The organism is Streptomyces mirabilis (assembly GCF_039503195.1).
In the GTDB taxonomy this organism is placed as follows: domain Bacteria; phylum Actinomycetota; class Actinomycetes; order Streptomycetales; family Streptomycetaceae; genus Streptomyces; species Streptomyces mirabilis_D.
On record NZ_JBCJKP010000001.1, the window covers coordinates 8,187,136 to 8,190,449 of the forward strand.

Sequence of the window (3,314 nt, forward strand, 5' to 3'; positions counted from 1 at the left end):
CAGGAAGTGCGGCTGACCGGTTTTCCTCGGTCAGTCGTTCTTCAGATGGGCGAGAGCGTCGGTCAGCTCCTCGTGCAGGGGCTTCAACGTGGAAGCTACGAAGAGCTGCTTCATCAACGAGCGTTGGATCTTGCCGCTGGTGGTCTTGCGAACGCGGCCCGGTCCGACGAACACGACGCTGGGCAGAGGGATGCTGAACTCGCGCACCAGGGTCCGCTGGATGTTCCTGGCCAATGCACAGTAGTCGTCTTCGACCAGGCCGCGTGGTTTGATCTCCTGGACCACCACGACCGAGCCCTCGGGCGCGTCCAGCGTGAGGACCGCGCCGGCTCCGGTGGCCAGCCGTGGATCGACCGCGCGGACAGCCCGCTCGAGGTCGTGCGGATAGAGGTTGCGTCCACGGATGATCAGCACTTCCTTGAGGCGACCGGTGACATAAAGCTCGCCCTCGTAGATCACGCCGAGATCCCCGGTGCGGAAAAAGCCTGCCTCGCCACCGACGCTCTGGTTGAACACCTCGGCGTTCAAGTCGGCCTGGCCCCAGTACCCCTGGGCCACGCTCTCACCTCGCACCCAGACCTCACCGACTTTCCCGTCCGGTAGCGCCGCACGTGTCTCGGTGTCCACGATCCGCACCCGTGACCGATCCACCGTTCCACTGCCGACGAGCTCGCGCCGTCCTGCCCCGGAGTTCGCAGGAACGAACTCTCCTTGGGCCAGCAGCTCGGCGTCGACCGTTGTGATCACCGGTCTGCTGTCGGCACGTGTCCCAGTGACCAGCAGGGTCGCCTCGGCCAGGCCGTAGCACGGCAGGAACGTCTCGGGCTTGAAGCCGACCGGCCCGAATTTCTCTTCGAACTTGGCCAGGGACTGGGCTTGTACCGGTTCGGCCCCGTTGAAGGTCACCCGCCAGCCTGACAGGTCCAGTCCGCGCACCTTCTCCTCCGAGACGGTTCGCACGCACAGGTCGTAGGCAAAATTCGGTGCCACGGTGAAGTCGATGTTCAGCTCGTTGAGGAGCTCAAGCCAGCGATAGGGGCGCCGGAGAAACTCGGTCGGCGAGGCGAGCACGGTACAACCGCCGAGGTAGATCATCCACAGCACCTGCCCGATCAGCCCCATGTCGTGGATGACCGGCAGCCAGCCGAAGGAGCGACTGTGCGGTCCGCCATCTGCGCACTCGCTGATCAGCTTCATGTTGCTCAGCAGGTTCCGGTGCGTGATCATGACCCCCTTGGGGTCGCTGGTCGAGCCGGAGGTGTACTGCAGCAACGCCAGCGTGTCCGGCGTCAGATCGGGCATAGTCAGGCTTGCAGCGAGGGCGGAATCCATGGTGCGGACCGCACCACAGGGCAGCGCAGTCCCGAGCTGGTCGGCAAGCCATCGCTCAAGCTTCTCAGCGCCGCTCGCATCGGAGAGAGCGATGGCAGTCTGGGCGTCTCGGACGATCTTGCTTACTCGATCCTCCGACGAGCTGAAGCCTTCGGGCATGGGCGCTGGCACGGCGACCATGCCCGCATAGAGGCAGCCAAGGAAGCCGACGATGAAGTCCAGGCCCGGCGGGAAGCACAGCAGTACCCGGTCGCCTGATGCGCCCCCTTGCTTGGTGAGCCAGCCGGCCACGATGCGCGCCTGCGTGTCCAGTTCGCGGAACGAGAGTGCGTCGTTGATCTGGCCGTCACTCATGTCCCGGATGTAGGCGAAAGCCTCCCGATCGCCGTGGGCGTCGGCCTGTTGCTGTACGACGTCCACGAATGTGCTGGCAAACCGCGCTTCCAACGTTGCCTCCAAGCCTTCCTTCGGTGCTGAGTGGCGTGCTAACGGATGATCGAGAGTAATTGGCCGTACTTAAGCGGCACTTAAGCGAGACGGAGTATTCGCAGCATCTGTCTGTCGATCCAGTGACCCGGGGGTTAACTGTGGGTAGCAGGCTGAGGTGCGCACTCCGGCGTTCCCCCAGCCAGTGGGGCGGTCTGCTACCTCAGCCCCGCGCCCTCACTCGGCGACCGAGATGACCGATCCTCCGTTAGAAACCGCACCAGGCCAGCGAATTGATGGTGGGTAGTACCTAAGGGGAGCGTATCCGACGGTGAGGTCTTCGCTGCTGCCGGGGTCACGTGCATCCCCAACCACACTTGGTCGCACCACGCTCCGTGACGGTACGTCAATGGGGTCGGCAGGTAGGTCATTCAGGTCCGCAATGCTGGCAAATCCGGGCACACTGGAGAAGTTTTGCGGGCTTTTTGCAAGGGCGAAATGGGACATTTGTATCGAGAATGCGGTTGACGGGGGTGCAATGCAAGTGTTTGGATGGCACGCGTCAAGTGATCGCTGCGACCGACCGAATGCCAGCGGACATGACGAACTGCACGGGGGATGTGTATTTGCTGTGTCTTTGTATGTCGGATTCTCTCTGACTTCACTCGCGCCTTCATGGCGAAGGGCCCCTTCCTGTACGAGCCCTCGCACAGGTGCGTGAACTCATACCCGCTCTCTGCCCGCTCGAAAATGCTGGATCGACAGGGCAGGTTCTGAGGGATGCGTGATGCTGCGTTGTGCATCTTCCTGATACGGGTGTCGAACCATGCCTTCAAGTCATGGTCCAGGTTGGCTCGTTAGCGCTCTCTCCATCCAATAGCCGCGTTATGACTGTGAGGTATCCCCGATGTCGAACCCCTTTGAGCAGGAAGACGGAAAGTATGTCGTGCTGAGCAACCAGGCTGGACAGCACTCGCTGTGGCCTAGCTTTGCCGAGGTGCCGGCTGGCTGGGTGGTCGCCCACGGTGAGAACTCTCGACAGAGCTGCCTCGATTATGTCGAGCGCAACTGGACTGAGATGAAGCCTCTCACTCCTGCTGAGTGAGCCCTTCCCCTGTAGCCGTTCCTCATGTCGAATGAGTTTCGGTAGTCGTCCCATCAGCGGTCACTCAGCACGCTTCTTTCTGGCATCCAACTCTGACCGCCTCGGGTAGGGGCCTGGCCCGGCATGTGCCGCCCTGCGGTAGACGGTGACTCGGACGATGCATCGTCTCGCCCAGCAAGTGAGGCTTTCTGCGAAGTTGGTCTCTGGGTCAGCCTTACCTCTGTCAAGGTCTTTGGTGCGTTCTGGCGCAGGGCGATTGAGTCCTGGGAGTCTCGCCGTCTGATGCTTTAGTGACCGCAGGGCGGCAATGTAATGGCGCAGGGCGCGCGGTAGGTATGACCCGCCACGTCAACGAGGCGAGTCAAGCAAGGGTTTTTCTGCAGGTGCCAGCGCTGGGTGGGCTTGAAAGAGGCCCATCAGTATCTGACGGTCTGCTAGTGAGACGAAGCAC

2 protein-coding genes are annotated in these 3,314 nt (G+C 62.1%); one reads left to right on the forward strand and one right to left on the reverse strand.

Annotation, left to right across the window (positions count from 1 at the left end; translation table 11 throughout):
- Window positions 1-30: 30 nt before the first annotated feature.
- The gene (locus AAFF41_RS37200) at window positions 31-1,791 is read right to left on the reverse strand and encodes a fatty acyl-AMP ligase (RefSeq protein ID WP_343325328.1); all 1,761 of its coding nucleotides are present in this window, start codon (window positions 1,789-1,791) and stop codon (window positions 31-33) included.
- Window positions 1,792-2,665: 874 nt separating this feature from the next.
- Between AAFF41_RS37200 and AAFF41_RS37205 the strand changes: the two genes are divergently transcribed.
- Complete coding sequence (locus tag AAFF41_RS37205; protein WP_232651374.1) at window positions 2,666-2,863, forward strand: MbtH family protein; 198 nt, start codon at window positions 2,666-2,668, stop codon at window positions 2,861-2,863.
- The last annotated feature ends 451 nt before the right edge of the window (window positions 2,864-3,314 follow it).

What these genes read in the sequence shown, in the direction of transcription:
- AAFF41_RS37205 (WP_232651374.1), top strand. Translation starts at nt 2,666, where the DNA reads ATGTCGAACCCCTTTGAGCAGGAAGACGGAAAGTATGTCGTGCTGAGC.